The 22,312-nt window shown below is 72.5% G+C and carries 20 protein-coding genes; 13 read left to right on the plus strand and 7 right to left on the minus strand.

The genetic code is table 11. The annotated features are described in order from the left end of the window. Positions 1-76: 76 nt before the first annotated feature. Positions 77-1,084, plus strand: coding sequence for an SDR family NAD(P)-dependent oxidoreductase (locus ACFYZA_RS28195; RefSeq protein WP_388493407.1), 1,008 nt, complete (start codon positions 77-79; stop codon positions 1,082-1,084). A gap of 9 nt (positions 1,085-1,093) precedes the next feature. Here the strand turns inward: ACFYZA_RS28195 and ACFYZA_RS28200 are convergent, their stop codons facing one another. After that, positions 1,094-2,533, minus strand: a complete 1,440-nt coding sequence (locus tag ACFYZA_RS28200) for a dihydrolipoyl dehydrogenase family protein (RefSeq protein WP_388493409.1) — start codon at positions 2,531-2,533, stop codon at positions 1,094-1,096. A gap of 126 nt (positions 2,534-2,659) precedes the next feature. Between ACFYZA_RS28200 and trxA the strand changes: the two genes are divergently transcribed. The 10 genes from trxA to ACFYZA_RS28250 all read left to right on the plus strand — a co-directional run bounded on the left by trxA (position 2,660) and on the right by ACFYZA_RS28250 (position 13,969). Next, positions 2,660-3,052, plus strand: coding sequence for a thioredoxin (gene trxA, locus ACFYZA_RS28205; RefSeq protein ID WP_388493411.1), 393 nt, complete (start codon positions 2,660-2,662; stop codon positions 3,050-3,052). Between the two features lie 300 nt (positions 3,053-3,352). Continuing rightward, positions 3,353-3,883 carry a hypothetical protein gene (locus ACFYZA_RS28210; protein ID WP_382586494.1) on the plus strand — a complete coding sequence of 177 codons (531 nt, stop codon included), beginning with the start codon at positions 3,353-3,355 and terminating at the stop codon, positions 3,881-3,883. Positions 3,884-4,447: 564 nt separating this feature from the next. Then, on the plus strand, positions 4,448-6,559 hold the full coding sequence (locus ACFYZA_RS28215; protein WP_388493533.1) for a hypothetical protein: 2,112 nt from the start codon (positions 4,448-4,450) through the stop codon (positions 6,557-6,559). Between the two features lie 101 nt (positions 6,560-6,660). Beyond that, the gene (pelF, locus tag ACFYZA_RS28220) at positions 6,661-8,211 is read left to right on the plus strand and encodes a GT4 family glycosyltransferase PelF (protein WP_382586491.1); all 1,551 of its coding nucleotides are present in this window, start codon (positions 6,661-6,663) and stop codon (positions 8,209-8,211) included. Next, positions 8,208-9,596, plus strand: coding sequence for a hypothetical protein (locus ACFYZA_RS28225; protein WP_388493413.1), 1,389 nt, complete (start codon positions 8,208-8,210; stop codon positions 9,594-9,596). The genes pelF and ACFYZA_RS28225 overlap by 4 nt, the downstream gene beginning before the upstream one ends. A 104-nt stretch (positions 9,597-9,700) precedes the next feature. Continuing rightward, complete coding sequence (locus tag ACFYZA_RS28230; protein ID WP_382586484.1) at positions 9,701-10,702, plus strand: GDP-mannose 4,6-dehydratase; 1,002 nt, start codon at positions 9,701-9,703, stop codon at positions 10,700-10,702. 31 nt (positions 10,703-10,733) lie between these two features. Then, positions 10,734-11,447 (plus strand): sugar phosphate nucleotidyltransferase, encoded by a 714-nt coding sequence (locus ACFYZA_RS28235; RefSeq protein WP_382586481.1) that lies wholly within the window; start codon positions 10,734-10,736, stop codon positions 11,445-11,447. Between the two features lie 7 nt (positions 11,448-11,454). After that, the gene (locus ACFYZA_RS28240; RefSeq protein WP_388493414.1) at positions 11,455-12,363 is read left to right on the plus strand and encodes an NAD-dependent epimerase/dehydratase family protein; all 909 of its coding nucleotides are present in this window, start codon (positions 11,455-11,457) and stop codon (positions 12,361-12,363) included. Then, complete coding sequence (locus ACFYZA_RS28245) at positions 12,360-13,022, plus strand: spherulation-specific family 4 protein (protein WP_382586527.1); 663 nt, start codon at positions 12,360-12,362, stop codon at positions 13,020-13,022. Before ACFYZA_RS28240 ends, ACFYZA_RS28245 begins: the two co-directional genes overlap by 4 nt. Further along, positions 13,019-13,969 (plus strand): endo alpha-1,4 polygalactosaminidase, encoded by a 951-nt coding sequence (locus tag ACFYZA_RS28250; protein WP_388493415.1) that lies wholly within the window; start codon positions 13,019-13,021, stop codon positions 13,967-13,969. The genes ACFYZA_RS28245 and ACFYZA_RS28250 overlap by 4 nt, the downstream gene beginning before the upstream one ends. 13 nt (positions 13,970-13,982) lie before the next feature. On the opposite strand, the gene ACFYZA_RS28255 is transcribed toward ACFYZA_RS28250, so the two are convergent. The 5 genes from ACFYZA_RS28255 to ACFYZA_RS28275 all read right to left on the minus strand — a co-directional run bounded on the left by ACFYZA_RS28255 (position 13,983) and on the right by ACFYZA_RS28275 (position 19,269). Then, the gene (locus ACFYZA_RS28255) at positions 13,983-14,906 is read right to left on the minus strand and encodes an AEC family transporter (protein WP_388493416.1); all 924 of its coding nucleotides are present in this window, start codon (positions 14,904-14,906) and stop codon (positions 13,983-13,985) included. Between the two features lie 82 nt (positions 14,907-14,988). After that, a complete protein-coding gene (locus tag ACFYZA_RS28260; RefSeq protein ID WP_388493417.1) occupies positions 14,989-16,425 on the minus strand; it encodes a benzaldehyde dehydrogenase in 1,437 nt (478 codons plus the stop codon). A 144-nt stretch (positions 16,426-16,569) separates the two neighbouring features. Beyond that, positions 16,570-17,751 (minus strand): thiolase family protein, encoded by a 1,182-nt coding sequence (locus ACFYZA_RS28265; RefSeq protein WP_388493419.1) that lies wholly within the window; start codon positions 17,749-17,751, stop codon positions 16,570-16,572. A 141-nt stretch (positions 17,752-17,892) separates the two neighbouring features. After that, the gene (locus tag ACFYZA_RS28270; protein WP_382586463.1) at positions 17,893-18,192 is read right to left on the minus strand and encodes a hypothetical protein; all 300 of its coding nucleotides are present in this window, start codon (positions 18,190-18,192) and stop codon (positions 17,893-17,895) included. Between the two features lie 54 nt (positions 18,193-18,246). Further along, on the minus strand, positions 18,247-19,269 hold the full coding sequence (locus ACFYZA_RS28275; protein WP_382586460.1) for a LacI family DNA-binding transcriptional regulator: 1,023 nt from the start codon (positions 19,267-19,269) through the stop codon (positions 18,247-18,249). A 238-nt stretch (positions 19,270-19,507) separates the two neighbouring features. On the opposite strand from ACFYZA_RS28275, the gene ACFYZA_RS28280 reads away from it, so the two are divergent. Together ACFYZA_RS28280 and ACFYZA_RS28285 are read left to right on the plus strand one after the other, a co-directional pair. Continuing rightward, positions 19,508-20,755 carry an MFS transporter gene (locus ACFYZA_RS28280; RefSeq protein WP_382586457.1) on the plus strand — a complete coding sequence of 416 codons (1,248 nt, stop codon included), beginning with the start codon at positions 19,508-19,510 and terminating at the stop codon, positions 20,753-20,755. Between the two features lie 158 nt (positions 20,756-20,913). Beyond that, a complete protein-coding gene (locus tag ACFYZA_RS28285) occupies positions 20,914-21,609 on the plus strand; it encodes an alpha/beta fold hydrolase (RefSeq protein WP_388493421.1) in 696 nt (231 codons plus the stop codon). A gap of 48 nt (positions 21,610-21,657) precedes the next feature. Here ACFYZA_RS28285 and ACFYZA_RS28290 read toward each other — a convergent pair whose 3' ends face one another. Further along, positions 21,658-22,296 carry an isochorismatase family protein gene (locus ACFYZA_RS28290; RefSeq protein ID WP_388493423.1) on the minus strand — a complete coding sequence of 213 codons (639 nt, stop codon included), beginning with the start codon at positions 22,294-22,296 and terminating at the stop codon, positions 21,658-21,660. Between the last annotated feature and the right edge of the window lie 16 nt (positions 22,297-22,312).

A 22,312-nucleotide genomic window follows, 5' to 3' on the forward strand; every position in this document is an offset into this window, starting at 1 on the left:
GGCCTGGTGACGGTCAACCTGCCTACGGGAAACGGGAGTTGACTGAGAGTGCACTCCAACTCCTAGCTTCGTCGACATGACCACTTCCGAGCAGCACACCCCTCAGCACAGCACCGGGTCGGGCTTCGGGGCCCGCAGCACCACGGCCGACGTACTCGCCGGGACCGACCTCACCGGGAGGCTCGCGGTCGTCACCGGCGGCTACTCCGGGATCGGCCTGGCGACGACCCGCGCGCTCGCCGGGGCGGGCGCCCGCGTCGTCGTTCCCTCCCGCCGCCCCGACGTCGCCGAAGCGGCGGTCGCGGACATCGCGGGCGCGGAGGTCGACACGCTCGACCTCGCCGACCTCGACAGCGTGCGCGCCTTCGCCGACCGCTTCCTCTCCTCCGGCCGCACCATCGACATCCTGGTCAACAGCGCCGGAGTGATGGCCTGCCCCGAGACCCGGGTGGGCCCGGGCTGGGAGGCCCAGTTCGCCACCAACCACCTCGGGCACTACGCCCTGGTGAACCGGCTGTGGCCGGCGCTCGCCGAGGGCGGTGCCCGGGTCGTGGCCGTCTCCTCCCGGGGCCACCAGCTCTCCGCCGTCCGCTGGGACGACCCGCACTTCCGCCTCGGCTACGAGAAGTGGCAGGCGTACGGGCAGGCCAAGACCGCCAACGTGCTGTTCGCCGTGCACCTCGACCGGCTGGGCCGGGACGCGGGCGTGCGCGCGTTCGCGGTGCACCCCGGCGAGATCAACACCCCGCTGGTGCGGCACGTCTCCGACGAGGAGCGGATCGCGGCGGGCTGGGTCGACGCCGACGGCAACTGGTCGCTCGACTTCAAGACCCCCGAGCAGGGAGCCGCCACCCAGGTGTGGGCGGCGACCTCCCCGCGGCTCGCGGGCCTCGGCGGTGTCTACTGCGAGGACTGCGACGTCGCGGAACTCGTGCCGGCCGGGGCGAACGGGGTCACCGACGGCGAGCTCGACGCCGCGGCGCTCACCGCCGGTGTGCGCGCGCACGCCACCGACCCCGAGCAGGCCGCCCGCCTCTGGGCGCTCTCGGCCGGACTGACCGGCGTCGACGCGTTCGCGGCGTAGCCGCCCGGCTCAGCCCCGGTAGGTCTCCAGGAGGCGCAGCCACACCTCGCTGATCGTCGGGTACGAGGGAACGGCGTGCCACAGGCGCTCCAGCGGGACCTCGCCGGCGATGGCGACCGTCGCCGAGTGGATCAGCTCGCCGACGCCGGGCCCGACGAAGGTGACGCCGAGCACGACGCCCCGGTCCTCGTCGACGACCATGCGCGCCTTGCCCGTGTAGCCGTCGGCGTAGAGCCCGGCGCCCGCGACGCCGCTCATGTCGTAGTCGACCGCCCGCACCCGGTGGCCCGCGTCCCGTGCCTCGGCGAGGGTCAGCCCGGCGGATGCGGCCTCCGGGTCGGTGAAGACGACCTGGGGCACGGCCGCGTGGTCGGCGGTCGCCGCGTGGGCGCCCCAGGGGTCGCTCTCCAGGACCGGGGTCCCGGCGGCCCGGGCCGCGATGGCCGCGCCGGAGATCCTGGCCTGGTACTTGCCCTGGTGGGTGAGGAGCGCCCGGTGGTTCACATCGCCGACCGCGTACAGCCAGTCGCTGCCCTCCACGCGGCAGGAGTCGTCGACGGGCAGCCAGGAGCCGGGGTCGAGGCCGATGGTCTCCAGGCCGATGTCGTCGGTGCGGGGCGCCCGGCCCGTGGCGAAGAGGATCTCGTCGGCCTCGATGCGCTCGTCGCCCTCGGGGCCGCGCACCGAGACCGTCACCGCGCCGGTCGAGACGTTGCGTACGACGTCCGTGACCGACGTGTGGGTGCGGAGCTCGGCGCCCGCCTCGCGCAGCGCGTCGGCGACCAGTTCCCCGGCGAACGGCTCCATCTTCGGGAGCAGCCCCTCGCCGCGCACCAGGACGGTGACCCGGGAGCCGAGCGCCTGCCAGGCGGTGGCCATCTCGACGGCCACCACTCCCCCGCCGACCACCACGAGCCGGCCCGGCGCCTGCTGCGCGCTGGTGGCCTCGCGGCTGGTCCAGGGGTTCACGTCGGCCAGGCCCGGAAGGTCGGGGAGCTGGGCGCGGCTGCCGGTGCACACGGCGACGGCGTGCCGGGCGGTGAGGACGTGGTGCTCGCCCTCGGGGCTGGTGACGCTGACCTTGCGGGTGCCGTACAGGCGCCCGTGGCCGCGGTAGAGGTGGACGCCGATGCCGTCGAGCCATTCGACCTGGCCGTCGTCCTTCCAGTGGGAGGTGTAGTCGTCGCGGTGTTCCAGCACGGCCTGGACGTCCAGCGGCCCCTGTACCGACTGGCGCAGCCCCGGCACCCTGCGGGCCTCGGCCCGCGCGACGACCGGGCGCAGCAGGGCCTTGCTGGGCATGCAGGCCCAGTACGAGCACTCGCCCCCGACCAGTTCGCTCTCCACCACCGCACAGCTCAGGCCGGCCGCGCGCACCCGGTCGGCGACGTTCTCGCCGACCGGCCCCGCACCCAGCACCACCACGTCGTATTCCTCGGCTTCCGTCATACGCACAGTCTGGTGCCCGGTGTACTCGGTGGCCACAGGGGCACCCGCCAAGGACGGAATACCGCGGCGGCGCACGCGGTTGTGCGAGGCGGTCCCATCCCCTGGGGCCGGGAAGAGGTGTGAGTGATGGCCACTGTCGAGCTGACCAAAGAGAACTTCGACTCGGTCGTGTCCGACAACGGGTTCGTGCTGATCGACTTCTGGGCGTCGTGGTGCGGCCCGTGCCGCCAGTTCGCCCCGGTGTACGAGGCCGCGTCCGAGCGCCATGACGACCTGGTCTTCGCGAAGGTCGACACCGAGGCCCAGCAGGAACTGGCTCAGGCCTTCGACATCCGGTCGATCCCGACCCTCATGATCGTCCGCGACAACGTGGCGGTCTTCGCCCAGCCGGGCGCGCTGCCCGAGGCGGCCCTTGAGGACGTCATCGGCCAGGCCCGCGGCCTGGACATGGACGAGGTCCGCAAGTCGGTCGAGGCGGCCCAGCAGCAGGCGCGGCAGGAAGCCCCGCCGCAGGACTGACCCGGCGGCCGCAGGGTCCCCCGGACACGGCACGGCCCCCTCCCCTTCCGGGGCAGGGGGCCGTGCCGTGTCCGGGGGCGGAATGCGCCATTGCTGGACGCGCCGGGGACCGTCGGTTATCGGTCAGACGTTCGCCCGGGACCGTCGGGCGCGCCCCTCCGGGCTGCGGTCGACGTTCCGGCGAGGGTCAACCGGCTTCATGCCACGGCCAGTTCATGCCCGCCGGGATCGAGCCAGCGGGTCTCCACATTGTGGCGATCCGGCGGACGTTGCGTGTTCTTCCTCCTACTCTCCGTCCTCATGCGAATCACACACCTGAGGCGTTTCAGCCTCGCAGCGGCCCTCGCCTCTTCCCTCGCCCTGTTCGGCATGAGCCAGTCCGCCAGCGCCGTCACCCCGGATGTGAGCTTCAGCGCCGACCAGACGGCGGCGACGCCCGGCAGCACGGTCAACCTGAGCATGACCTTCACGAACAACCAGACCACCGACGTGTGGTTCGTCTACCAGTCGGTCCAGCCGACCTGGGCGACCACCCAGCGCCCCGACCTCAAGTACTCGCTCGCCTCGTGTTCCGGGACCGGCGTGACCTGCACCGGGACCGGCACCACCACGATCGGGGTCAACTACTCCGTGCCGGTCGCGCCGGGCACCAGCCGTACGGTCACCATCCCGGTCCAGGTGGCCGCGGACTCCGGCTGCAACGGCAACATAGCGTTCTACTCGTACGTCTACTACGAGTACAACGACAGCCAGAGCCACAAGGACGGCACCTTCAACTCCCCGACGCTGCGGGTCAACTGCGCCACTCCCGCCCCGGTGGCAGCCCGCTAGCACGAGACCGGCCGCCCGCATCGGCGGCCCACGTTCGCCGGTCGGCCCATCCCCCCGGGTCGGCCGGTTTCGTGTGTCCGGAATTGAACGTGCGCGGCCGGGATTCGAGCGAATGTTTCGCTCGTGTGGCCGAAAACCGTATACGTCCCGGAACGCCTGGTTGTCTGGACCATTGATGGTTTGCGCCCGCGTGCGCCCCCTGTACCGAAAGCGTTTGCCCCGCCGGACTGCTCCGATTTTCCGGGCCCGGCGCGGCCCGGCGCGAACGACCGGAACCGCTCACACCGGTTCATGCACCGGCCTGCGCCCCATCACGTAGCCCACATTTTTTCGTCATGTTTCACAGTAGCCACTCGAAAACTCCTCGAAGACCCGCACTATGTGACGCGACAGAGCGGAACGGCAAGTCCTCCTCATCGGGGCGCGACCGTTGCGCGGGGGCGGGGTCCGGACAGGCAGGGGAGCCGAACGGACCTCCAGGGGAGGGGACTTCACCGCGTGAAGCGGAACACACACCGAAGCAGACACATCACCGGCCTGGCCGCAGGCACGGTTCTGCTCGCCATGGGCTTACCGGCGGCGCCGGCGTACTCGGCGACGCCCGCGCCGCGCGTCGACCTCAAGGTCCTGGTCGTGACGGACGGCGGGCCGGCCACCGACGCCATCACCGCCGAACTCGACGGCGAGGGCACTCCGTACACCGAGGTCGACCTGACGAAGTCCGGCCGCCCCGTGATCGACCAGGCGTTCCTCGCCGACACCGTGAACGGCGCGCCCCGGGCCAAGTTCCAGGCCGTGGTGCTGCCCAACGACAACCCCTTCCCGGCCGGCTCCGCCGAGATGGCCGCGCTCGCCGCGTACGAGACGACGTACGCGATACCCCAGGTCGACGCCTACACCTACGCGCGTCCGCAGGTGGGTCTCCAGCCGGCCGCCACCAGCGGCTACAGCGGCTCGGTGGACGGCCTCAAGGCCCAGGTGACCGCCGCGGGCCGCGGCGCCGGGCCGTTCGGCTACCTCAACGGGAGCGTGCCGTTCGAGGACAACTCGCCCTCGGTTAGCGAGAGTTACGCCTTCCTGGCGCAGCCGGCGGCCGGCGCCGACTTCACGAGCTACGTCGAGGCGCCGATCCCCGGCAAGACGGGCAACGGCAGCCTCGTCGGCGAGTACCGCCACGGCGGACGCCGGGAGCTGGTCGTCACCTTCGCGTACAACCAGTACCAGCAGCAGTTCAAGCTGCTCGCCCGGGGCATCGTCGACTGGATGACGCAGAACGTGCGGCTCGGCGCCTCCCGGAACTACTTCGCGGTCCACGTGGACGACGTCTTCGCCGGTGACGACCGGTGGGACTCCACACTCAACTGCACGCCGGGCGACGTCGACTGCCCGCCCGGGCAGGGCGTCGAGGACTCGATCCGGATGAGCCCGGCGGATGTGAAGAACGCCGTCGCCTGGGAGAAGTCCCGCAACTTCACGCTCGACCTCGCCTACAACGGCGGCGGCAGCGTCGAGTACCGCGAGAACCACGACGGCGTCGATGAGCTGGCCGACGAACTCGTCGCGTCCAAGGGCGACTTCCGCTGGGTCAACCACACCTACGACCACGCCTTCCTGGGCTGCGAGCAGAACGTCACGGTCGTGCCGTGGAAGTGCGCGACCAACCCGGACGGCTCCACCAAGTACGTGAGCCAGTCGGCGATATCCAAGGAGATATCCGACAACCAGCAGTGGGCGCAGGGCGTCGGACTGCCGGTCCAGTCCGACGAGTTGGTCACCGGAGAACACTCCGGCATGAAGCTCCTGCCCCAACAGCCGCAGGACAATCCCTACTTGGCCCCCGCCCTCACCGCCAACAAGATCGGCTGGCTGGGCGCCGACATGTCGCGCGACCCCGAGCAGCGCCAGGTCGGCCCGGCGCTCACCGTCGCCCGCTACCCGATCAACATCTTCTACAACGCGGGTCATGTCGCCGAGCAGGTCGACGAGTACAACTGGATCTACACCAGCCGCACCCAGGGCGGCAGCGGCCTGTGCGACGACCTGCCGAACACCACCTGTCTGCCGGCGCCGCTCGACCCGGCCACCGGTTACGCCGGCCACATCGTGCCCCTGGAGACCCAGGTCGCCCTCGGCCATGTGCTCGGCAACGACCCCAGGCCGCACTTCATCCACCAGTCCAACCTCGCCGAGGACCGGATCGGCTACCCCGTGCTCGACGGGGTGCTCGACCAGTACAAGGCGCTGTACGCGCCCAGTGCGCCGCTGGTGAACCTGCGGATGAAGGACATCGGCGCCGAGCTGCGCAACCGGGGTGCCTGGAACACCGCGGTGAAGGCCGGCCAGGTCACCGCGTACCGGATCGGCGACAGCGTGACCGTGCAGGCCCCCTCGGGCGTGACCGTCACCGCGACCATGCCGAACGGCACGAGCCAGGTCCTGGGCGGTGGCACCACCGCGTTCGGCCAGGCCTACGCCGGGAGCGTCTCCGGCTGGGTGTCGCCGCAGTCCGGGCAGAGCGCCGTCGCCCTGTCCCTGGCCCCGGCTCCCGCCAGAGCCCTGGCCCCGCACTCCCGCCCCGCGTCGTCCGCCGAGCGCGTGACACCGGGGAGCGCACCGCGCACGCCGGTCCCCGCCGGTGTCGGCAAGCCGGTTCCGTACAGCGCCGAGCGGCGCTGACCGCGGTCCGCTTCGGATCCGATGGCCCGCCGCCGCCGCGGCGGCGGGCCGCCGGACCCCATTCACCACCCACCGCTCTCTTTCAGCCGCGGAGCGCATGCATGCACGTACCACACCGCGCGCCGCGCTCCGGCGCGGCGCGGGTCACCCTGCTCACCGAGGGCACCTATCCGCACAGCCACGGCGGGGTGAGCGTCTGGTGCGACCAGCTCGTCACCGGAATGCCCGACATCGACTTCGACATCATCGCGGTGACCGGTACCGGACGCGAGGCCACCGTCTGGGATCTCCCGCCGCACGCCTCCGAGGCCGTCTCGGTCCCCATGTGGGGCCCTGCGCCCGGCGGTTCGGCCCCGCGCGGCCGACAGGAACGGCGCCTGATGGCAGCGTACGAACGCTTCCTGACCGCACTGCTCGACCCCTCGGCCGAGGACGGTTTCGGGCCGGCCCTCTACGAGATGGCCCGGTCCGCCCGCGACGGACAGCTCAGCCCCGCACTGCGCGGGGACGGGGCGATACGGGTCCTGACCGAGGTGTGGAACCGCCCGGGGCTCGCGGTCCGCGAGGCCCGGCCGACGCTGCACGACGCGGTCACCGCGACCGCGCTCCTGGAACACGCGCTGCGGCCGCTCGCCGCGGCGCCGCCGACCCAGGGCGTCTCGCACGCGGTGAGCGGCGGCGTGGCCGTCCTGCCGGGTCTGGTGGGCGCCGAACTCCACGGCGTACCGCTGCTGTTGACCGAGCACGGGGTCTATCTGCGCGAGCGCTACCTGGGCTACCGCACCGCCCCCTACCGCTGGCCGGTCAAGGCCGTGCTGCTCGGCTTCTTCCGGCTGCTGGCCGAGGAAACGTACCGCCGGGCCGCGCTGATCACCCCGGGCAACCAGTACAACCGGCTGTGGGAGGAGCAGGGCGGGGCCGATCCCCAGCTCATACGCACGGTCTACAACGGCGTCGACCCGGCCGCGTTCCCGCCCGCCGGACCCGAGCCGGCCGCCCCGACTCTGAGCTGGGCGGGGCGAGTCGACCCCATCAAGGACCTGGAGACACTCATCCGCGCGTTCGCCAAGGTGCGGGCCGAGCTCCCCGAGGCCACCCTGCGCCTGTTCGGCGGCACGCCCCGGGGCGGCGAGGCGTACCGGGAGCGCTGCGAGGCGCTCGCCGCCTCCCTCGACCAGGGCGGGGCGGTCACCTTCGAGGGCCGCGTCGAGGACATCAGGGACGCCTACGCGGCGGGCAACGTGGTCATGCTGTCCAGCATCAGCGAAGGCTTCCCCTTCACCCTCATCGAGGCGATGAGCTGCGGCCGGGCCACCGTCTCCACGGACGTGGGCGGGGTGCGCGAGGCGGTCGGCGAGACCGGGCTCGTGGTACCGCCGCGCGATCCGGCCGCGATGGCGGCGGCCGCCCTGGAACTCCTGGGCGATCCGGCACGCCGGGCGGCGATGGGGGAAGCGGCGCGGCTGCGCGTCGTCGAGCAGTTCACGCTGCGCCAGACCGTCGACACCTTCCGGGCCATCTATCTCGAACTCTCCGCACGCGGCGCGCTCGTCCCGGCGCGACGGCGGGACGACAGCGAGGACGCCACCATGGCGCTGCGCCTGGTACGGGCCGGAGTCCCGGCCGATGAGCTGAGCCGGGTGGCGGGATGAGCGGGCCCATCCGTCTGGAGCCGCCCGACGGCCGCGACGACACCCTGACCCTGCGGCTCGCCACCGAGTCCACGATGACGCTGCGCCTGCCGGGCCGGCGGCCCGCGCGGTGGGGCAAGGACGCGGCGGTGGACCGCCTGGCCGCCGAACTCGCCGAACAGATAGGGCCCGCCGTCCACGCCTACGAGGTCGCGGCGGTCCTGGAGTCCGAGGGCCTGACGGCCCAGCAGATCGCGGACGAGTACGGCCACCGCAATCTGTTCGCGCTGGCCGAGGACCTGTACCGGCGGGTGCCGCGCAGCTTCCCGGAGCCGCCCGCGGCCGCCGATCCCTGGAAGCCGGATCCGGTGCGCTGCGGGCTGCGCGGCGCCCTGTTCGCCCTGCCCGGGCTCGCCTATCCGCTCACGGCCCGGCTGTGGCAGAGCGACCGGGCGGTCCTCGCCCTGGTCGTGGCGGGTCTGATCTCGTGGGCCTGGGGGCAGGGGCTCGGCCACCGGGCCTATCTGCGGATGGCCTCCGGCCGGCCGGAGGCGGCCCGCACGCTGATGGCGGGGGCGCCGCTCGGCGCGCTCCTCGCCTTCGTGACGGGTCTGGCGATCGTGGGGCCGAGCTCCGCCGCCTTCTTCGTGGCGGGCCAGTCCTGCTATCTCGCGGCGGCCGGGATCCTGCTCGTCCTCGCCCGCGAGCGGATCCTGCTCAGCGCGCTCACCCCGCTGATGATGGGGGCGGCGGCCCTGCCCTTCCGGGAGCCGGGCGCCCCCCTGAGGATCGGGATCAGCGTGTTCACGCTCGTCCTGGTGGTCGCGGCCGCCGCGTACTGCCTGCGCGAGACGCTGAAGCTTCCCGCCGCGGCCGCCCCGGTGAGCCCGCGGCTCGTGGCGTCGCTCCCGTACGGCCTGTTCGGGCTCGCCGCAGGTGTGCTCGTGGCCTTCGCCGGGCAGCAGCATCCGCTCGCGGTGATCGCCCTGACGCTCAGCATGGGCCCCGCCGAATGGCTGCTCTACCGCTACCGGGGCCTGTCGGTCGCGGCGCTGCGGGCGACGGCCACCCCGGCCGCCTTCCGGTGGCGCTCGGCCGCCGTGCTCGGCGGCTGCCTCCTCGTCTACCTGATCCCGCTGGTTCCCGCGGCGCTGCTCACCGGCGCGGAGCCCGCGCCGCTGCTCGCGCTCGCCGCGCTGCTGTGGACGGCGCTGCTGCTCCAGGCGTTCGGCATCGCCTGGGTGCCCGCCGCCGTGAGCCTCGCCGCCGCGACCGGCGTCGCCTCGGCGGCCCTGACCGCGCCGCCGCCGGGGCCGCTCGCCGAGCTCCTCTGTTGTACGGCCGCCGCCCTGGCCCTGACGGGCACCACCCTGCACCTGCTCGGGCGGCCCACCGCACACGCCTGATCCCGCACCACGGCCCCACCCGGCGCCCCAGCCGGACCACGGGCCTCACACACCGCACCCGAACGATCACCAAACGTACCGAACCACCTTGAGAGGAGCGGCAGTTGACCTCCGCACCGCTTGTCGCCGTCACCGGAGCCGAAGGCTTCATCGGCTCCCACCTCACCGAGGCGCTCGTCGCCTCGGGGCACCGGGTCCGCGCGATGGCCCAGTACAACTCGTTCTCGTCCTACGGCTGGCTGGAGACCCTCTCCCCCGACGTCCTGGACCAGGTCGACATCGTCCTCGGCGACGTCCGCGACCCCGGCTCGGTGCGCGGTCTGGTCGAAGGGGCCGAAGCGGTCTACCACCTGGCCGCCCTGATCGCGATCCCGTACTCCTACCAGGCCCCGCACAGCTACGTGGACACCAACATCACGGGCACCCTCAACGTCCTGGAGGCGGTCCGCGCCCTCGGCACGCCGCGCCTGGTGCACACCTCGACCAGCGAGACGTACGGCACCGCGCAGACCGTGCCGATCACCGAGGACCACCCCATCAACACCCAGTCCCCGTACGCCGCTTCGAAGGCCGGCGGGGACCGGCTCGCGGACAGCTACTTCGCGAGCTTCGCGACTCCGGTCGTGACGCTGCGGCCGTTCAACACCTACGGGCCGCGCCAGTCGATGCGGGCCGTGATCCCGACCGTCATCGGACAGGTCGCGGCGGGCGAGCGCACCATCACGCTCGGCGATCTGCGCCCCACCCGGGACTTCACGTTCGCCGCCGACACCGCGCGGGCCTTCCTCGCGGTCGGCACCGCCCCCGCCGAGCGCGTCGTGGGGCGCACGTTCAACGCCGGTACCGGCACCGAGATCTCGGTCGGCGACCTGGTGCGGCTCATCGGCAAGGTGATGGGCGCCGAGCTGGACGTCCGCGAGGACGAGCAGCGCATCAGACCCGCCAACTCCGAAGTGATGCGTCTGGTGGCGGACGCGAGCCGGCTCACCGAAGCCACCGGCTGGCAGCCGGGGTTCGGCCTGGAGTCGGGCCTTGAGCGGACCGCGGAGTTCTTCCGCGACCCGGGCAACCTCGCGCGCTACAAGACCGGCATCTACAACATCTGACTCTGCAGTCCCCACTCTCAGGGAGGCTCCCATGCACGCAGTGATACTCGCCGGAGGCAAGGGCGTCCGGCTGCGGCCGTACACCACGGCGCTGCCCAAGCCGCTGGTTCCGATCGGCGACCAGCACGCGATCCTGGAGATCGTGCTGCGCCAGCTCGCGGCCTCCGGGTTCACCAGCTGCACCATCGCCATCGGTCACCTGGGCCAGATCATCCGGGCCTATGTGGGCGACGGCGAACGCTGGGGCCTGGACATCGACTACAGCACCGAGGAGAGCCCGCTCGGCACCATCGGCCCGCTCCTGACCATGCGGGACCGGCTGCCGGAATCCTTCCTCGTCATGAACGGGGACATCCTCACCGACCTCGACTACGCGGACGTGCTCACCCAGCACCGGGCCAGCGGCGCGCCGCTGACCATCTCCACCTACGCCCGCAAGGTCCACATCGACTTCGGGGTGCTGACCACCGACGACACCAAGGTGGTGGGCTTCACCGAGAAGCCGAGCATGGACTACCGCGTGTCGATGGGGGTGTACGGCCTGTCCCTCAGCACGCTCGCCAACTACACCCCCGGCCTGCCGCTGGGCTTCGACGAGCTGGTCCTGGACCTGCTCAAGGCCGAAACCCCGCCGCACGCCTACGCGTTCGACGGTTACTGGCTGGACATCGGACGCCCGGACGACTACGACCGGGCCAACGCCGAGTTCACCACGCACCGTTCGCTCCTACTGAAGGGGGCCTGACCGCCCCATGCGCATTCTCGTACTGGGGCACAGCGGCTACCTGGGCGGCCATGTCGCCCAGGAGCTGCGTGCCCTGCCCGGCGTGCGGTTCTTCGGCGCGGGCCGGGGCCCCGCGTCGGACCTCGCCGTGGACCTCGCCACCGTCGCCCCGGCCCAACTCGCCGAACTGCTCTTCTCGTTCGCGCCCGACGCGGTCATCAACTGCGCGGGCGCGGTCGGCCCGCAGGCCGTGCCGCTCGCCGAGATCAATGTGCGGGGCCCCGCCGTGCTGTGCGCGGCCCTGCGCGAGGCGGCCCCGGCCGCCCGGCTCGTCCACTTCGGCTCGGCCGCCGAGTACGGGCCGAGCGAAATCGGGGAGCGCGTCACCGAGCAGACCGCGGCCCGGCCCACCACGCTGTACGGCGCCACCAAACTGGCCGGCGCCCTGGCCGTCACCTCCTCGGGCCTGGACGCCGTGGTGCTGCGGATCACCAACCCGGTCGGTCCCGGCGCGCCCGCCGCCGGGCTGCCGGGCCGGCTCGCCCGTCAGCTGCGCGACCTCGGGCCCCGGTCCTCGGTGCGGCTCGGCGACCTCTCCGCGCACCGCGACTTCGTGGACGCGCGGGACGTCGCCCATGCCGCGGTCCTCGCGGCGACCACCGGCGGCCCGCTGCCCCCGGTCCTCAACATCTCCCGTGGACAGGCCGTGCCCGTAAGGGAGTTGGTGCACGAGCTGGCCCGCGCGGCCGGGTTCGAGGGACACATCGAGGAGAGCGCCGAGGGCTCGGCGCGCTCGGCGGACGTGCCCTGGCAGTGCTCCGACCCGGCCGCGGCCCGCACCACCCTCGGCTGGTCGCCCCGGCACGACCTCGCCGATTCGGTGACCGCGCTGTGGGCGGCCGTGCACGCCGAACCGGACCGGGAACCGGTGCACTGATGCTGCTGGTTCCGCTCTATGTCCATCCCGCCGAGGATCCGCTCGCCTGGCGGCGGCTCGCCGAGGCGGCGGACGAGGTGTACGGGGTGGTGCTGAACGCGGCCGACGGGCCGGGCACCGCCCCGGATCCGGCGTTCACCGGGCCGGTCGAGGCGCTGCGCTCGGCCGGCGTCCGGGTGCTCGGCTATGTCGACCTGGACTACGGCGCCCGGCCCCTGGACGCCGTGGTGCGGGACGTCGAGCGCCACCGCGCCTGGTACGGGACCGACGGGTGCTTCTTCGACCGGGCGCCGGCCGACCGGACCGGCCTGCCGTTCGTGCGGCAGGTGGCCCGGGCCGCGCGGCGGGCGGGCGCCACCACCCTGGTGCTCAACCCGGGCGTGCATCCCGCGCCCGGCTATCTGCGTCTGGCCGATCTGGTGGTCACCTTCGAGGGACACTGGACGACCTATGTGTCCACGTTCACCCGGCCCGGCTGGGCCGACCGCCAACCGCCCGAGCGGCTCTGCCACTTGGTGTACGGCGTGCCCGGCGCGCTCCTCGCGCTCGCTCTGCGCACGACGGGGGACCGCGGCGCGGGTGTGTGCTGCGTGGTCGAGCGCGAGCTGCCCAATCCGTGGGCGGCACTGCCGCCCGTGCTTCCCGGAAAGACACCATGAACCGCACCCCGCCCCGCCGTTCGACGGCGCTGCTGTGCACCACCGTCGCTCTGCTGCTCCTCGCGACCGCCTGCTCGTCGGGATCCCCGGACGACGACGCGGACGGTCCGGACGAACCCACCCCGACGTCGAGCGCACCCGCGCCCTCGCACTCCCCCGCGCCCGGCAAGCCGGGCCGGCCGTCGCCCGGCGGGACCGCCCCCTCCTCCTCGCCCGCTTCGCCTTCACCGAGCGGCCCGGCGAAGGCCAAGATCTGGCAGCCGAGGCCCGGCACCTCCTGGCAGTGGCAGCTCAACGGGCGGGTGCAGGACGGCCCGGACGTTCCGGTGTACGACATCGACGGCTTCGAGAACACCGCGGCCGACGTGGCCAAGCTCCACAGCCGGGGCCGCAAGGCGATCTGCTACATCAACGCGGGCGCCTGGGAGAACTTCCGGCCGGACAAGGGTGACTTCCCGAGCGCGGTGCAGGGTGAGAACAACGGCTGGGAGGGCGAGCGCTGGCTCGACATCCGGCGGATCGACGTGCTGCGGCCCCTGATGGAGCGGCGCTTCGACATGTGCAAGGAGAAGGGCTTCGACGCGGTGGAGCCGGACCTCATGGACGGCTACATCAACAAGACGGGCTTTCCGCTCAAGGCCGCGGACCAGCTGGCGTACAACCGCATGCTCTCCTCGATCGCCCACGCGCGGGGCCTCGCGGTGGGTCTCAAGAACGATCTCCAGCAGATCCCTGAGCTGGTGGGCGACTTCGAGTTCGCGGTGAACGAGCAGTGCGCGCAGTACGACGAGTGTGCGCAGCTCACGCCGTTCGTGAAGGCGGACAAGGCGGTCTTCCACGTCGAGTACGAGCTGCCCACCAAGGACTTCTGTGCCGAGTCCGACAAGCTCGGGCTCTCCTCGATGCGCAAGAACCTCAAGCTGGACGTCTGGCGCCAGCCCTGCTGAGGAGGCCCCGGTCTCAGCCGAGCAGGACCGCGATCAGGGACAGGGACGCCATCGACAGGAGGGTCGAGAGCAGCACGGTGTCCCGGGGCAGCGCGGTGTCGAGGCGGTATTCGGAGGCGAAGATGAAGGCGTTCTGGGCGGTCGGCAGCCCGGCGCAGAGCACCACCGCGAACAGCTCGTGCCCGCCGAGCCCGAAGGCCCACCTCCCCAGCGCATGGGCCAGGAGCGGCTGGACGGCCGTCTTCAGGGTGACGAGCAGGGCGCGTTCGGCCCGCTCCCCCCGGGCGGCCGAGGTCCGCTCGGTGAGCGACATGCCGAGCGCGAACAGGGCGGCGGGGACGGCGCCGCCGCCGAGGATGGTGAGCGGCGAGGTCACCTCGTCGGGCAGGCGGAGGCCGAGCGCGGCGACCGCCACCCCGGCCGCCGATGCGCCAACGACCGGGTTGCGTATGGGCAGTTGGAGCATGCGCAGCCACCGTCGGGGCGCGTCTCGGCGTACGTCCAGTTCGATGAGCACCAGGATCAGGGGCGTGATGAACAGCATCTGGAAGAGGGCCGCGGCCACGATGAACGAGGTGTCGTGCAGGACGTGTACGGCGACCGGGATGCCGAGGTTCGCCGAGTTCACATAGGAGGCGGCCATCGCGCCGATCGCCTGCTCGGCCCTCTTGCGCCCGAAGAGCCGCCCGCCGGCCACCAGGCCCGCCGCGAACACGGCGAGCAGGCTGAGGGCGAAGACCGCGACGCCGGGCTGTGCCAGGTCGCCGGGCCGTGACTTCGCCATCGTCAGAAAGAGCAGGGAGGGCATGGCGAAGGTGAACGCGAAGCGGCCGAGCACCTGTTGGGCCTGGTCGCCGAGCAGGCCGAACCGCCCGGCGGCCCAGCCGAACGCGGTGATGATCCAGATGGGCAGGAATCCGGAGAAGACCGAGTGCACCGGGCAAGGATGCACGAGCGGTGTCCGGTCCTCATGACCGGGGTCGCGCTGTCCGAACACCGGTGACCGGTGACCGGTGCGGCTAGAAGGGGTGGCCGGCCGGTTCTCGGCGCACGGTGGTCCAGCGCAGTTCGGTGAAGGCGTCCAGGTTGGCCGAGCCGCCGAAGCGGGCGCCGGTGCCGGAGGCCGCGATCCCGCCGAAGGGCGCGACGGCCTCGTCGTTGACCGTCTGGTCGTTGATGTGGGCGATCCCGGTCGGGATCCGGTCCACGAGCTCCAGGCCGAGCGCGGTGTCCCGGGTGACGATGCCGAGCGAGAGCCCGTAGGGGCCGCTCGCGGCCAAGGCCGCGGCCTCGTCCAGGGTGGCGAACGAGCGCACCGGGGCGACCGGCCCGAAGACCTCCTCGGCGTAGGCGGGGGTGTGGTCGTCGACGTCGGCGAGGACGGTCGGGCGGTGGAAGAGGCCGCGGTGGCTGCCGCCGGCGGCGAGCCGGGCGCCGCGCGCGGTGCTGGACTCCACCAGGCCCTGGATCTTGGCGAGTTGGCGCCGGTCGATGACGGGCCCGAGGTGGACCCGCTCGCGGTAGGGGTCGCCCACGGTCAGCGCCTCGGCCTTGGCGGCGAGCCGCTCGACGTACTCGTCGTACAAGGAGTCGTGCACGAGGTGGCGGCCCGTGGTCATGCAGATCTGACCCTGGTGAAAGAAGGACCCCCAGGTGGCCTGGGCGATCGCGCCCTCGATGTCCGCGTCGGCGAGCACGACGAGCGCGGAGTTTCCGCCCAACTCCAGGTGCGCGCGCTTGAGTTGACGGCCGGCCGCCTCGCCGACCCGGCGGCCGGCGGCGGTCGAGCCGGTGAAGGAGATGACCGGGATCCGGGGGTCGGCGACCAGCGCCTGTCCGGTCTCGGCGCCGCCGGGCAGGATGTGCAGCAGCCCTTCGGGCAGCCCGGCCTCGGCGAACACGGCCCCGAGCGCGAGCCCGCCGCAGACCGAGGTGCGCGGATCGGGCTTGAGCAGCACGGCGTTGCCCAGCGCGAGCGCGGGCGCCACCGAGCGGATGGACAGGATGAGCGGGGCGTTGAACGGGGCGATCACCCCGGTCACCCCGACCGGGACCCGCCGGGTGTAGGAGAGCCGGGGCTGCTCGCTCGGGAGTATCTCGCCGAGCGGCCGGGAGGCGAGGGCGGCCGCCTCGTAGCACTCCTGGGCGGCGACGTGAAGCTCGAAGTCGGCCTTGCCGGGCACCGATCCGGACTCTCGTACGATCCATTCCCGCAGTTCGTCGGCGTGGTGGCTGAACAGGTCTCCCGCCTTGCGCAGCACGGCCGCGCGCACCAGGTGCGGGGTGCGCGCCCAGGCGGACTGCGCCGCGACGGCGGAGGTGGCGGCCGCCTCCACGTCCTCGCCGCCGGCGAGGGTGACGGCACCGAGCGACTCGCCGGTGGCGGGCTCGACGACCTCGTACTCACCCCCGGCGAGCGGTGCGGGCTGCCACGTCTTGGGATCGAGCAGGGCCATGGAGGCTCTCCAGTCACTTCCGCGTCGGAGGGGAGGTAATGAGGCTAAGTCCTTTACCGGACACGCCAGTTGACGGCATCCATGACAGGGCGCCGTGCGCGCGTGACGGCACCCTTGCCGAGGTGCCGTACGGGTCCGGGCCGGTCAGCGTTCCAGTACGAGGGCGAGGCCCTGGCCCACGCCGATGCACAGGGCCGCAAGGCCCGTGCCCGAGCCGGCCGCGGCCAGCTGGTGCGCGACGGCCCCGGCGAGGCGGGCGCCGGAGGCACCCAGCGGATGGCCGATCGCGATGGCGCCGCCGCGCGGGTTGACCACGGCGGGGTCGAGGCCGGGCCATTCGGCGAGACAGCCGAGCGACTGGGCGGCGAACGCCTCGTTCAGCTCGCAGGTGGTGAGGTCGCCGAAGTCCCGGCCCGCCTTGGCCAGCGCCCGGCGGACCGCCTCGACGGGGCCGAGCCCGAAGAGCTGGGGCTCGATGCCGGTGACGGCGGAGCTACGGATGCGGGCGAGCGGCTCGCGGCCGGTGGCGCGCAGTCCGTCCTCGTCGACGAGGAGCAGCGCGGCGGCGCCGTCGTTGAGCGGCGAGGCGTTGCCCGCGGTGACCGAACCGTCCGCGCGGAAGGCGGGCTTGAGACGGGCGAGCGCTTCGAGGGAGGACTCCCGGATGCACTCGTCGCGGGCGAGCTCGACACCCTCGTACGGGACGACCTCGCCGTCGTAGAGGCCCTTGGCCCAGGCCTCGGCGGCCTTGCGGTGGCTCTCCAGGGCGAAGGCGTCCTGCTGCTCACGCGTGATGCCGTGCCGGTCGGCGACGAGTTCGGCGCCCTCGCCGAGCGAGACCGTCCACTCGGCCGGCATCCTCGGGTTGGTCATGCGCCAGCCGAGGGTGGTGGAGAACATCTGCTGATGCCCTGCGGGGAAGGCCCGTTCGGGCTTCTGGACGACCCAGGGGGCGCGGGACATCGACTCGACGCCGCCCGCGACGGCGATCGAGGCGTCGCCGACCGCGATCGCGCGGGCGGCCTGGATGACGGCTTCCAGGCCCGAGCCGCACAGGCGGTTGACGGTGACGCCGGGCACCGAGACGGGCAGCCCCGCGAGCAGCACGGCCATCCGGGCCACATCGCGGTTGTCCTCCCCCGCGCCGTTGGCGTCCCCGAAGTACACGTCGTCGATGCGGGCGGGGTCGAGCTCCGGGCTGCGGTCCACCAGTGACCTGACCACGTGCGCGGCGAGGTCGTCGGGCCGCACCGAGGCGAGGGCGCCCCCGAACTTTCCGATCGGGGTGCGGACGGCGTCGACGATGTACACGTCGCGGATGCTCATCGGGTCTCTCCCACAGATCTCTTCACCGCTTAGCGGCCGCCACGGCAGTCTGTTCGCCCAGTGAAGTGATGTTCATGAATGGCTGCGCCCGAGTCTCTGCCCCGCGCCGTCCGCTGTCAACGGGCCCCGGCCGGAACCCGATCAGGCACCGGGGCGGGGCGGCACCTCCCTGACCACTGCGGTCAGGCCGATGTCGAGTTCGGACCCGTCGACGAGCAGCGCCTCGACCACGCGCCCGGCGGAGTCGATCTCCGCCTCGATGCCGTGCCCGGCGTAGCGGGGGTAGCCCGAGACCCCCTCCTCGCCGGTCGCCTCGACGACGGCGGACCGTACGGCGCTGTCGACCACCGAGGCGTCGCCCCGGGACTCGACGTGTTCGGGAACCAGCAGGATCTCGAAGCGCTGCGGGGGGCGGCTCGTGTGCTGCGGTTGGTTGCTCATGCTCCGACGCTAGACACCCCGCGCCCGCACCGCACGCCGTCCGGCGAACCCCGTTCAGCTCGATTCGCGCGGCAGCGCCCGGGCGCCCATCAGGTCGTGCCGCTCGGGGGCGCCGTCCGGGTCCCGTACCACGCGGTCGACCAGTTCGGCCAGGTGGCGGCCGGTCACCATGTCGACGTGGACCGTGCTGAGGCGGGGGCGCAGCAGCCTGCCGAGCAGGAGGTCGTCGGCGCCGATCACGGCGGCCTCGCCGGGGACATCGATGTCGGCGTCCTGAAGCGCGCGCATCAGGAGCATCGCGTACTCGTCGTTGTAGGCGAACACCGCGTCCAGGCCCAACTCGCGCCAGCGGGAGGCGAGTTCGGACGCGGACTCCTCCGTGTACGCCATCGTGACGGGTTCGACGACGGCGTCCGTGCCGTGCGCGGCCTTGCGGGCGCCGGCCAGGCGCGGCCGGGAGAAGAGTTCGAGGCCGGGCTCCTCGGGGACGAGCACCCCGATCCGGCGACGGCCCCGCTCCATGAGGTGGGCGACGGCGCTCTCGCCGATCTCGCGCTGGTCCATCACCAGCGCGTGGGCACCCTCGACGCGCTGCGGGCCCAGCGTTATGACCGCCCGGGCGCCGGAGCGCTTGAGGAGCTGGACGCCCTGCGGGGTGAGTTCGATCTCGCCGAGCGAGACCACCGCGACCGGCCGCAGCTCGGCCCACGCACGGGCCGCCTCGTCTGCGCCGAGCCCGAGGCTGCCGTACTGCACGACGGTGTAGTCGAGCCGGCGCAGCTCCCACTGGAGCTCGTTGAAGAACCGGCTGTAGAGCGGGCCCACCGGGATGTGCGCCGTGGGCAGCAGCACGATCCGGGTGTGTCCGGCGCGCAGGCTGCGGGCGGCGGCGTGCGGCACATAGCCCAGCTCCTCGGCGGCGGCCCGGACCTTGATCCGGGTGGGCTCGCTGATCCGCACGGCCGAGGTGTTGTTGAGCACGTAACTCACGGTCGCCCGGGATACCCCGGCGAGCCGCGCCACATCGGCACTGGTCGGTACGGGACGGTCGGCAGGCTGCTTGGGTGTCTGGCTCATCGCGATCGGCATCTTTCCAGACGCGTCCGGGCCGGGGTCTAGCGGATGGCCTGAATTCGATGCTACACAGTGCTTACGCGAGTCATTTACACGTGTCACCATGAGGCCGTCACCCCGTCGGTCACCGGTGTCAGCAGGTGTCCTCCCGTGTCCGGAACCCGCGTTCCGTACCGATCGGACCCGGCACCGCACGCGCTCGCACCCCTCGTCCGCCTCTTCCCACTCCTCGGAGGGCAGCGTGGCCCTTTCCTCCCCCGGTACCGGCATGCCCCTGGCCGTCACCGCCCCGGCTCCCCGGCCCGCACGCGGGCTCCTTCCGCTGCTGCTGCTCGGCAACACCGCCATGTACGCCCTCTACATCGGCGTGCCCGGCGTGCTGCTCGCGCTCCAGATCGAGCACATCGACGCGGCGCACAAGGTCGCCGACTTCGGTCTCGTCTCCGGTGTCTCGGCGATCTTCGCGACCGTGTTCAACCCGGTGGCGGGCGCGCTCTCCGACCGTTCGGGGCGCCGCAACCCCTGGATACTCGGCGGCGGCCTGCTCGCGCTGCCCGTGATGCTGCTGCTCGGCACGGTCCACACGCTGCTCCTCGTGACCATCGTGTGGTGTCTCGGCCAGGCCGTCCTCAACGTCTACCAGGCCGCCCTCACCTCGGTCGTCCCCGACCGGGTGCCGCTGTCCGCCCGGGGCAGGGCGTCGGCCGCCGTCGGGCTCGGGCTGCCGTTCGGCTCCACCATCGGCGCGCTGCTCGGCGCGGCCTTCTCCGACCACTACCGCACCGGCTACCTGGTCTTCGGCGCCCTCATCGCCGTCGCCGCGGTCGTCTTCACGGCCGGGACGCGCGAGGAGAGACGGCCCGCCAAGGCCCCGCTGCCCTTCGCCCAGCAGCTCTCCGCCTTCACCGGCGCGCTGCGCGATCACGACTTCCGCTGGGCGTTCATCGGCCGGGCGCTGCTCGTGCTCGGGTACTTCTCGGTGGCCGGATATCAGCTCTACATCCTCCAGGACCACACCCATCTGCCCTCGGGCCTCGCACCCGAGCACGCGGTGGCGATCCTGACGCCGGTCAACGCCCTCGCCATGGTGGTCTCGACCGTGCTCGGCGGCTGGCTGTCCGACCGGCACGACCGGCGCAAGCTGTTCGTCGGCGCCTCGGCGGCCCTGTCCGCCGCGGCCCTGATCATTCCGGCCGTCTCGCCGAGCTGGCCCGCGATGATCGCGTTCGCGGTCGTCAACGGGCTCGGCTTCGGCTGCTACATGGCGGTCGACACCGCGCTCGTCACCCTGGTCCTGCCCAAGGCCGAGGACGCCGCCCGTGACATGGGCGTCCTCAACGTCGCCAACGCGGGCCCGCAGATCGTCGCCCCGTTCGCGGCCTCCCTGATCGTCTCGGTCAGCGGCGGCTACACCGCGCTGTTCCTGGCCGGAGCCGTGCTCTCGGTCCTGGGCGCCCTCGCCGTGCGTCCGATCAGGTCCGTGCGCTGACAGACGTACGGGCCCGGGGCCCGCGCGCGCCTGACAGTCGCGCGGGCCACGGGTCCGTATCCGTACGGTTCCGGGGCGGGCCCGCGCCTGACCGCACCGCCCGCCCCGGCCCGTACACCCCCCGTTCGACAGCACCACCCGTACCGAAAGGCAATACCGTGCAGCTCAACACCCACACCTGGGGAGAGGGCGACCGGGTCGCGCTCCTGATCCACGGGATCATGGCCGACCACCGCACCTGGCGGAAGGTGGGCCCGGCGCTCGCCGAGCGGGGCTATCGCGTCATCGCGGTGGACCTGCGCGGCCATGGCGCGAGCGGGCGCGGCGAGTACCGCGCCGAGCTCTTCGCCGACGACCTCGTCGAAACCCTGCCCACCGACGCCGAGTTGGCGATCGGACATTCGCTGGGCGGACTCTCCCTCTCGCTCGCCGCCGAGCGGCTGCGGCCGGCCCGGGCGGTCTACTCGGACCCGGCCTGGAACGTCAACTCCCCTGAGGAGAGCGTCAGTCCGGAGCTGTTCGCCCAGTTCAAGTCGGCGACCCGGGACATGGTCGCGGGCCTCAACCCGCGCTGGGAGGAGGAGGACGTCGACATCGAGCTGGCGACCCTGAAGCTCTGGGACGAGAACACCGCGCTCGGCCTCGCCGGGATGTTCGGCTCGGACCTGGCCCCCGCGAAGGCCGTCGTCCCTTCGCTCGTCCAGTTCGCCGAGGCGAGTTTCCTGTACGACGCGGCCGAGGCGGCCCGCCTCGAAGCGCGCGGCTTCGAGGTCCGTACCGTCGCGGGCGCGGGGCACACCATCCACCGCGACGACTTCGACGGGTTCATGGCCTCGCTCGACGGCTGGATCTGACGTCGACGGGCGGCCGGACCCCCGTTCCGGCCGCCCGGACGTCCTCGCTCAGGCCGGGAGCGCGTCGACCGTGGGCACCACGACACCGAACAGGTCGGTGATCGCGGTGAGCGCGGCGGCCTGGAGGTCCCGCGCGCGCAGGACCGTGCCGTCGGGCGCGGTGAGCGGGCGGGTCGCCGTGGTCTCGGCGACGACCGTGGGCCGGTAGCCGAGGTTGAAGGCGCCCTGCGCCGTGTAGTTGACGCACATGTGGGTCATGAATCCGGCGATGACCAGGTCCTTGCCGCTGCCCGGGGCCGCGCCGAGTTCGGTCAGGGTCTGCTCCAGACCGGTGAGGTGGAAGGAGTTGGGGAACTGCTTGACCACGACGGGCTCCCCGTCGCGCGGGGCCACCTCGTCGCTGATGGCGCCGATGTGGGCGCGGATGTCGTACGGGCCGCCCTCGCCGCCGTCGTTGACGATGTGCACGACCGGCGCGCCCTCGGCGCGGGCCCGCGCCAGCAGACGGGCCCCGGCCGCGAGGGCTTCCTCGGCCCCTTCCAGGGCCATCACGCCGGTGCGGTAGGTGTTCTGGTAGTCGACCAGGATCAGGACGGAGTCGCCGAGCTTCGGCGGCCGGCTGTCCAGGCCGACCACCTCGCGCAGGGTCGTGGAGGGCCGGCCGGCGGAGTTCTCTACGGTGCTCATCGGGAGCCTTTCGTAA

It is taken from the genome of Streptomyces sp. NPDC001828 (assembly GCF_042892175.1).
In the GTDB taxonomy this organism is placed as follows: domain Bacteria; phylum Actinomycetota; class Actinomycetes; order Streptomycetales; family Streptomycetaceae; genus Streptomyces.

What these genes read in the sequence shown, in the direction of transcription:
- ACFYZA_RS28195 (WP_388493407.1), top strand. Translation starts at nt 77, where the DNA reads ATGACCACTTCCGAGCAGCACACCCCTCAGCACAGCACCGGGTCGGGC.
- ACFYZA_RS28200 (WP_388493409.1), bottom strand. Translation starts at nt 2,533, where the DNA reads ATGACGGAAGCCGAGGAATACGACGTGGTGGTGCTGGGTGCGGGGCCG.
- trxA (WP_388493411.1), top strand. Translation starts at nt 2,660, where the DNA reads ATGGCCACTGTCGAGCTGACCAAAGAGAACTTCGACTCGGTCGTGTCC.
- ACFYZA_RS28210 (WP_382586494.1), top strand. Translation starts at nt 3,353, where the DNA reads ATGCGAATCACACACCTGAGGCGTTTCAGCCTCGCAGCGGCCCTCGCC.
- ACFYZA_RS28215 (WP_388493533.1), top strand. Translation starts at nt 4,448, where the DNA reads ATGGGCTTACCGGCGGCGCCGGCGTACTCGGCGACGCCCGCGCCGCGC.
- pelF (WP_382586491.1), top strand. Translation starts at nt 6,661, where the DNA reads ATGCACGTACCACACCGCGCGCCGCGCTCCGGCGCGGCGCGGGTCACC.
- ACFYZA_RS28225 (WP_388493413.1), top strand. Translation starts at nt 8,208, where the DNA reads ATGAGCGGGCCCATCCGTCTGGAGCCGCCCGACGGCCGCGACGACACC.
- ACFYZA_RS28235 (WP_382586481.1), top strand. Translation starts at nt 10,734, where the DNA reads ATGCACGCAGTGATACTCGCCGGAGGCAAGGGCGTCCGGCTGCGGCCG.
- ACFYZA_RS28240 (WP_388493414.1), top strand. Translation starts at nt 11,455, where the DNA reads ATGCGCATTCTCGTACTGGGGCACAGCGGCTACCTGGGCGGCCATGTC.
- ACFYZA_RS28250 (WP_388493415.1), top strand. Translation starts at nt 13,019, where the DNA reads ATGAACCGCACCCCGCCCCGCCGTTCGACGGCGCTGCTGTGCACCACC.
- ACFYZA_RS28260 (WP_388493417.1), bottom strand. Translation starts at nt 16,425, where the DNA reads ATGGCCCTGCTCGATCCCAAGACGTGGCAGCCCGCACCGCTCGCCGGG.
- ACFYZA_RS28265 (WP_388493419.1), bottom strand. Translation starts at nt 17,751, where the DNA reads ATGAGCATCCGCGACGTGTACATCGTCGACGCCGTCCGCACCCCGATC.
- ACFYZA_RS28270 (WP_382586463.1), bottom strand. Translation starts at nt 18,192, where the DNA reads ATGAGCAACCAACCGCAGCACACGAGCCGCCCCCCGCAGCGCTTCGAG.
- ACFYZA_RS28275 (WP_382586460.1), bottom strand. Translation starts at nt 19,269, where the DNA reads ATGAGCCAGACACCCAAGCAGCCTGCCGACCGTCCCGTACCGACCAGT.
- ACFYZA_RS28290 (WP_388493423.1), bottom strand. Translation starts at nt 22,296, where the DNA reads ATGAGCACCGTAGAGAACTCCGCCGGCCGGCCCTCCACGACCCTGCGC.